The sequence below is a fragment of the Phormidium pseudopriestleyi FRX01 genome (assembly GCF_017313335.1).
Taxonomy (GTDB): domain Bacteria; phylum Cyanobacteriota; class Cyanobacteriia; order Cyanobacteriales; family Laspinemataceae; genus Laspinema; species Laspinema pseudopriestleyi.
In genome coordinates this window covers 1-6,624 of record NZ_JAFLQW010000629.1, presented here as the reverse complement: position 1 = coordinate 6,624, position 6,624 = coordinate 1, and the positions used below count along the sequence as shown (strand labels likewise).

Below are 6,624 nucleotides of genomic sequence, written 5' to 3'. Positions count from 1 at the left end.
GATGTTTTTCCATTTAATCGAAAAACTCTCTTCAGACTCTAAATCCACAACCGCCTCAATCTTGGCAATTTGCTCAACTCGCTTGTTGCGATACATCCCAAAGTAAAGACTACGGCGATGATTGTAACTCCCATCCGTTGCGGGACAGACGTAAATTTGATGCTGGAGGACATCATCGAAGGAGACGCGACAATTTACGACATCCAGATGGTATTTCCAAGAGGGGAGTAAATTTTCTTCATCCATATATTCTTCCAAATCGGCGATCGCATCCACCAGATTTTTCGGTAAATAGCTGAGTTTCAACGCTTGCAAGAACTGCTCAAAGCTAACCGCTGCAAATGCCACCCCCATTTCTTCTGCAAGGCGATCGATATCTGGGAACGCTTCCGGGTTGGGTTCTTCCCATTCAAAGTTACCCAAAGCCATCAACACCTTAATTCCCGCCTCTTCTTTCATTGCCTCAAGATGGCGGCTTAATTGCTCTAAATTAAATGGATTATCCCGTTTCGTCTCTATAACAATTGAGAAAGCATCCTGACTAATTTTACCATCGGGGACGCTTTTTTTACCTCGGTTTTGTTGGCTAAATTTTACCCCAACTGCTCCCGATAAGCGCTCACTTAATAATGTACTCAAGACTTCTGATAAAAATTTAGGATTTTCTTCGTAAAGCAGCTTGAGAATTAGTAGGCAGTAGTTTGTAGTCTGATTTTCCCGTTGGACATAATTGGAAAACAGCCGGATATTTTTGCTCATTCAAGTAATTTCCATGATTAATATTCTCACCGGAGGCAACCAGCGTTGTCCTGTACTCTCCAGATTGAATGTAAAGTCTTATTTATTTTACTGTATATTGTTACCGTTTTTCACAGATAATCTGTTTTTTATTGAATAGAATTCTGGATGATAAGAGGAGGCAGAGCCTCCCAGGAGGCATTCCCAGGCAGAGCCTTGGAATGAGGAAAAACCGAGGAAAAAACTTCTCCGTGAAAATCTGTGTAATCCGTGGTTTTAGCCAATTTATTGAGGAACTTGGGTAATTTGAGCGATCGCCTCTCCCAATCGGGTAAAGTGAGTGGGATTGAGGGTGAATAGAATATCAACTTTAGCTTTCAGAGATGCCTGGGCAATCAGAGAATCAAAAATGCCTCCGCCAGGAATATTGATCGCTACCATTAAGGCGATCGCCGATTGATAATCTTGCCCATCTAGCGAAGACTTCTTGCAGATATTGCAAGAAGTCTCTAATCACCCTTTCAGCATCACTAGGAGTAAGGCGAGGTTGAATCGGTAAACGGGTGAGAACCGAGTAAGTTTCTGCCAAACTATGAGTGGATAAATATCCCTGAATCTGTCCCTGTTTTGCTAGTTCTAGTTTGGGAAAGCAGAGGGTATGCTGGGGATGTTGACTCAGGGACGCTGCTACAATTACCGAGGTATCAAATAAGGCTTTCACATCTTAAGGGGATTAGAATCTTCACGCACTTCCTCAATCAATCGATTAAAATCAATGTGATTGAGAGGAACTGTCTCAATGACTAGGATATCATTTTTGCGATGGAGTCTCGGGTGCATTGACTCAGAAGATTCTGAAGCACTCTGACCCTGCTCAATCTCAGTTTTCAGGAATTCTAAGAGGCGGATTTTTTCAGCAGGAGATAAATTTTTCACTATCGGGAATAATTCAGTAATACTCATCGTATTGTCCCTCTACATCATCCCTATTCTAACTTAACCTCGGGCCCTTGGTCAATCTTGACCCATGAGCGATCGCAGACAACCTTTTTAAGGCGATCGCCTAGTCGTCGATGCCGCCATACTCTGCACCGAATCTGACGGTTTAAAATAACCCGTCATTGGATTAAGAGTCAAACTTTCCCCTTCCAGCATTTTAATGACCAGATTTTCCCCCTCCACCGTCATACCGATTCCCTGATCTGGCAAATCGTCACTGAAGCGAATAGAACCACCGGCATTAAACAGCAGCACTTTCTCTTGAGTCAGAACTGCTATTACATCAGCGATCGCCACCATTTGAACCAGATAATCAGTAAACCCTAAAGCAACCAGAATCCGACCCTCATCGATACTAATTGCAGCTAACTGTTGATCAACCCCGATCCAGACAGTCCGGCGATCGGGCGATCTCGTGATCATCGGTTCAAGGATATCACTTCTCCAACTCAGTCCATAGCATCCCAACGGAACCCCCAAGTCAATCGCGGCAAACTTTTGAGCGCAATCATGGGAAATAACTCGCCGACATCGGTCAATTTTATAAAAGTCTAATTCAGTAATTACTGAGATTTGCATAACAGATTTTATTGGTATATCTTGGGAATAATAGAGGTAACTTGTGGGGTAGCGGACAGGTCGCCTTCTGGATAATAGTAACTAATTAAAATAGCTCCTGACTCTTGGGGTCCACTAACTTGTACTTGCCGAGTAATATTGATACCATATTTTGTAATGCGGCGATCGCTTATCTCAGGAGCATTCAATCCCTCTTCAAAGAGTTGCAGTAATCGTTCTCGTCCTCTAAGTGCCTCATCAATTCCCAGTCTCCTCAATTCTCGTAAATTCTGCAATGACCTCTTTGTATTGTCGGGGTCAGAGGTTACCCGCCCAAAAAAATAGTCAAATTTGCTCTCCTTAATCGTAAAACCCTTTCCGTAGATCACAATGCTTGTTCTGGTAGTCGAGTCAGTGGCGGGTTTTCAGTCAAGGCGATCGGGCAAAGTTTTCTCAAATCTTAGCATACTTGCTCGAATAGATTTCCTCTCAAATAAACTGCTTCCAGGCTCTGTCTGGAAACGAGTTAAAATGATTTAAATGATATCGAGTTAATGCATACCAGTCGTAGCTATCTGCTACATCAACAGAGTAGAGTCTATGAACTCGTACTAAACTCATACACAGGAGTTTCTATCACTCGTTTAGGCTTTTTTTGTCCCCAAATCATTTGCTGAATTCGCTCTACTGTCTCCGGAGAAAAGAACGATTCCCCCGTTTCTTCACAAACTCGGGCGGGGACATTTTCAATCATAAAAAATTTGCCATTCACTTCTAAAGTGTAAGTTACTTTTTTTGCTATCAATGTTTCTTGAAAAAAATCATCAGTCATGATTAGGGCTTCCTGGTTCAAAAATTAATCCAACGATTTGCATCAGTTTCATAGAGGAAAATCTCTTTCTCTCCGTGAAAATCTGTGTAATCCGTGGTTCTTCCCTCCCCAAAATCAAAAGAGGGTGGACAACAGCCCACCCTCCTAACTATAACCTAACTCCCCCCAATCCGGGCAACATCTCGGGCATTCTGTTCAAACGCCGCATCCAATGCATCATCGCCGCTTAAACCGGACGCTAATGCACTTTCCAACGCTTGCAACACCCGCTTGTAATCCCGTGGCATCACCTTCACAAACTGGGGAACCATTTCCTCCCAGTTTGCTAACACTTCTGCCGCTTTGGGACTGTTGGTATAATCCGCGTGTTTCTGGATCATCTCCCGGACGATCGCAATTTCACTCGGTTCTTCCAACTTCTCCATATCCGCCATCTGCGTATTACACCGGGTGGCGAAATCTCCCGCTTCATCCAGGATGTAGGCAACTCCGCCACTCATCCCGGCAGCAAAGTTCCGTCCGGCAGGTCCAATCACCACGACTTTACCGCCCGTCATATACTCACATCCGTGGTCACCGACGCCTTCTACAACCGCATGAACCCCAGAGTTGCGGACCCCAAACCGTTCCCCGGCAATCCCCGACAGATACATTTCCCCACTGGTTGCACCATAAAGGGCCACGTTCCCAGCGATGATGTTCTCATGGGGCACTAAAGTAGACTTCTTGGACGGATAAACGATAATCTTGCCGCCACTGAGTCCTTTACCGATGTAGTCGTTGCCGTCGCCTTCCAGTTCTAGGGTCACTCCTTTGGGTACAAAGGCCCCGAAACTTTGTCCCGCACTTCCTTGGAAATGCAGGTGAATCGTTCCATCTGGCAATCCATCCCAATGTTTTTTCGTGATTTCGTTGCCGAGGATAGTACCGACGACGCGGTTAATGTTGGTAATCGGCAGAGTTGCTTTGACTTTTTCGCCGTTTTCGATCGCACCTTTGCACAGATCCAGCAACACCGTCATATCCAGTGACTTCTCTAATCCGTGGTCCTGTGGTATTTGGCAATACCGACCCACTTCGGGTCCGACTTCCGGTTGATAGAGAATCTTGGATAGGTTAATGCCTTTCGCTTTCCAGTGGTTGATCGCCTTTTTCGGTTCGAGGACATCGGTGCGTCCGACCATTTCATTGACAGTCCGGAACCCAAGCTGGGCCATGATTTCTCGCATTTCTTGGGCGATAAATTTCATGAAGTTGACTGTATATTCTGGGTCTCCCATGAATTTGGCCCGCAGTTCGGGGTTTTGGGTAGCAATCCCCACAGGACAGGTGTTTTTATGGCAGACGCGCATCATAATACAGCCCAAAGTGACCAAAGGTGCGGTAGAAAAACCGTATTCTTCGGCACCGAGTAAAGCAGCGATCGCCACGTCCCGTCCCGTCTTCATCTGTCCATCAGTTTCCACCACAATCCGACTCCGCAGATTGTTCAGGACTAGGGTTTGATGAGTTTCCGCCAATCCTAACTCCCAGGGTAAACCGGCGTGTTTAATCGAAGTTTGGGGGGACGCACCCGTTCCACCATCAAATCCAGAGACGAGCACCACATCCGCGTGTGCTTTGGCAACCCCAGCAGCAATGGTTCCCACACCGACTTCTGAGACTAACTTCACGTTAACTCGGGCGTTGCGGTTAGCATTTTTGAGGTCATGAATCAACTCCGCTAAGTCTTCAATGGAGTAGATATCATGGTGAGGCGGGGGAGAAATCAACCCGACGCCTGGGGTAGAGTGGCGCACTTTGGCAATCCAGGGATAGACTTTCAGTCCCGGTAATTGTCCCCCTTCCCCGGGTTTAGCACCTTGTGCCATTTTGATTTGAAGTTCCTTCGCCTGAGACAGGTATAAGCTGGTAACGCCAAACCGTCCCGAAGCAACCTGCTTGATGGCACTATTTTTGGAGTCTCCCCGTTCGTTGGTCCAAGTATAACGGTCGGGGTCCTCGCCACCTTCCCCGGTGTTGGATTTGCCACCCACTCGGTTCATGGCGATCGCCAAAGATTCGTGCGCCTCTTTAGAAATCGAACCATAGCTCATCGCGCCGGTTTTGAACCGTTTCATGATGCTCTCAATCGGTTCTACTTCTTCTAAGGGAATCGCTTCGGATGCCTTAAACTCAAGCAATCCGCGCAAGGTGAAGAACTTCTGATTTTGCTCATTCACTTTGGCGGCATATTTCTTGTATAGTTCGTAATTGCCTTCACGGACTGCTTGTTGCAAGGCGTGAATAATTTCCGGACTCAACAAGTGAGCTTCACCATCTTTGCGCCATTGGTATTCACCGCCGACATCCAGAGTGTGACCATTGGCATCGCGATCGGGGAAGGCGTGAGAGTGACGCATGATAGTTTCATTGGCGATCGCCTCTAAATCCACCCCTTCAATCCGGGAAGCAGTCCAGGTAAAGTACCGACTAATCACTGACTGATTCAACCCGATCGCCTCGAAAATCTGGGCACCGCGATAGCTTTGAATCGTGGAAATCCCAATCTTAGAGGCAATTTTCACCACCCCTTTCGTCACCGCTTTGATGTAATTCTTGACAGCGGTTTTATACTCCACATTCACGAGTAATTTCTCGCGAATCATATCATCAATGGTTTCAAAAGCCAGATAGGGATTAATCGCCCCACAACCATACCCAATCAAGGCGGCGAAATGATGTACTTCCCGAGGTTCCCCGGATTCCAGGACTAATCCCACCTGGGTGCGAATGCCTTTGCGAATCATATCATGATGGAGTCCGGCAACCGCCAATAATGCCGGAATCGCGCACTTTTCTCGGTTCGTCCCGCGATCGCTGAGAATGAGGATAGTCGTACCCGAGGCGATCGCCTCACTTGCCTGAGCAAAAATGGCTTCCAGGGTCGCTTCCAATCCCTTCACCCCAGTCGTCGGGTCAAACAACATCGAGATGGTTGTAGATTTAAACTCCCCTTCATTCACTGCCTTGAGTTTTGCCAAATCTTCATCGGTGAGAACCGGGGTTTTTAGCTCAATTAAATTGCAGCTTTTTGGCGTAGGTTTGAGTAGATTTCGTTCCGCCCCAATCGTAGTTTCTGCCGAGGTAACAATTTCCTCCCGAATCGAGTCAATCGGGGGATTTGTCACTTGAGCAAACAATTGTTGGAAATAGTCATACAGCAATTTCGGGCGATCGCTCAACACCGCCAACGGAGTATCCGTTCCCATCGACCCGATTGCCTCCACGCCATTCGTCGCCATTGGCGTCATCAACAGGCGCAATTCCTCAAAGGTGTACCCAAACGCCATTTGTCGCTGAATCAACGGCACCGGGTCAATTTCCCGCCATTCTGGAGCATCTTTCAGTTGAGAAAGCGCCACCAAATTCTCATCAATCCACTGTTGATAGGGATGTTCATTGACAATTTGGGTTTTGATTTCTTCATCAGAAATAATCCGACCCTGTTTCATATC

8 protein-coding genes are annotated in these 6,624 nt (G+C 46.6%); all 8 read right to left on the bottom strand.

Going from position 1 to position 6,624, the window contains the following annotated elements; all coding sequences use genetic code 11:
* Positions 1-759: hypothetical protein (locus J0895_RS23880; protein WP_207090482.1), on the bottom strand; the 759-nt coding region annotated here is incomplete at its 3' end.
* 264 nt (positions 760-1,023) lie between these two features.
* Positions 1,024-1,179, bottom strand: coding sequence for a hypothetical protein (locus J0895_RS26170; protein WP_242541554.1), 156 nt, complete (start codon positions 1,177-1,179; stop codon positions 1,024-1,026).
* Positions 1,142-1,459: a type II toxin-antitoxin system VapC family toxin gene (locus J0895_RS23875; RefSeq protein ID WP_242541553.1), complete on the bottom strand. Its 318-nt coding sequence runs from the start codon at positions 1,457-1,459 to the stop codon at positions 1,142-1,144. The genes J0895_RS26170 and J0895_RS23875 overlap by 38 nt, the downstream gene beginning before the upstream one ends.
* Positions 1,456-1,701 (bottom strand): hypothetical protein, encoded by a 246-nt coding sequence (locus J0895_RS23870; protein WP_207090481.1) that lies wholly within the window; start codon positions 1,699-1,701, stop codon positions 1,456-1,458. The genes J0895_RS23875 and J0895_RS23870 overlap by 4 nt, the downstream gene beginning before the upstream one ends.
* Before the next feature lie 87 nt (positions 1,702-1,788).
* Entirely contained in the window at positions 1,789-2,316 is a 528-nt protein-coding gene (locus tag J0895_RS23865; RefSeq protein WP_207090480.1) for a hypothetical protein, read from the bottom strand.
* A gap of 8 nt (positions 2,317-2,324) precedes the next feature.
* Positions 2,325-2,591, bottom strand: coding sequence for a hypothetical protein (locus J0895_RS23860; protein ID WP_242541552.1), 267 nt, complete (start codon positions 2,589-2,591; stop codon positions 2,325-2,327).
* Positions 2,592-2,893: 302 nt separating this feature from the next.
* Positions 2,894-3,127 carry a YgiT-type zinc finger protein gene (locus tag J0895_RS23855; protein WP_207090479.1) on the bottom strand — a complete coding sequence of 78 codons (234 nt, stop codon included), beginning with the start codon at positions 3,125-3,127 and terminating at the stop codon, positions 2,894-2,896.
* 155 nt (positions 3,128-3,282) lie between these two features.
* Positions 3,283-6,624 (bottom strand): glutamate synthase large subunit (gene gltB / locus J0895_RS23850; protein WP_207090478.1); only part of this gene is annotated, 3,342 nt, incomplete at its 5' end.

Bases quoted from the DNA above. Each gene is read 5' to 3' on its own strand.
- J0895_RS23870 (WP_207090481.1), bottom strand. From the start codon at position 1,701: ATGAGTATTACTGAATTATTCCCGATAGTGAAAAATTTATCTCCTGCT.
- J0895_RS23865 (WP_207090480.1), bottom strand. From the start codon at position 2,316: ATGCAAATCTCAGTAATTACTGAATTAGACTTTTATAAAATTGACCGA.
- J0895_RS23855 (WP_207090479.1), bottom strand. From the start codon at position 3,127: ATGACTGATGATTTTTTTCAAGAAACATTGATAGCAAAAAAAGTAACT.
- J0895_RS26170 (WP_242541554.1), bottom strand. From the start codon at position 1,179: ATGGTAGCGATCAATATTCCTGGCGGAGGCATTTTTGATTCTCTGATT.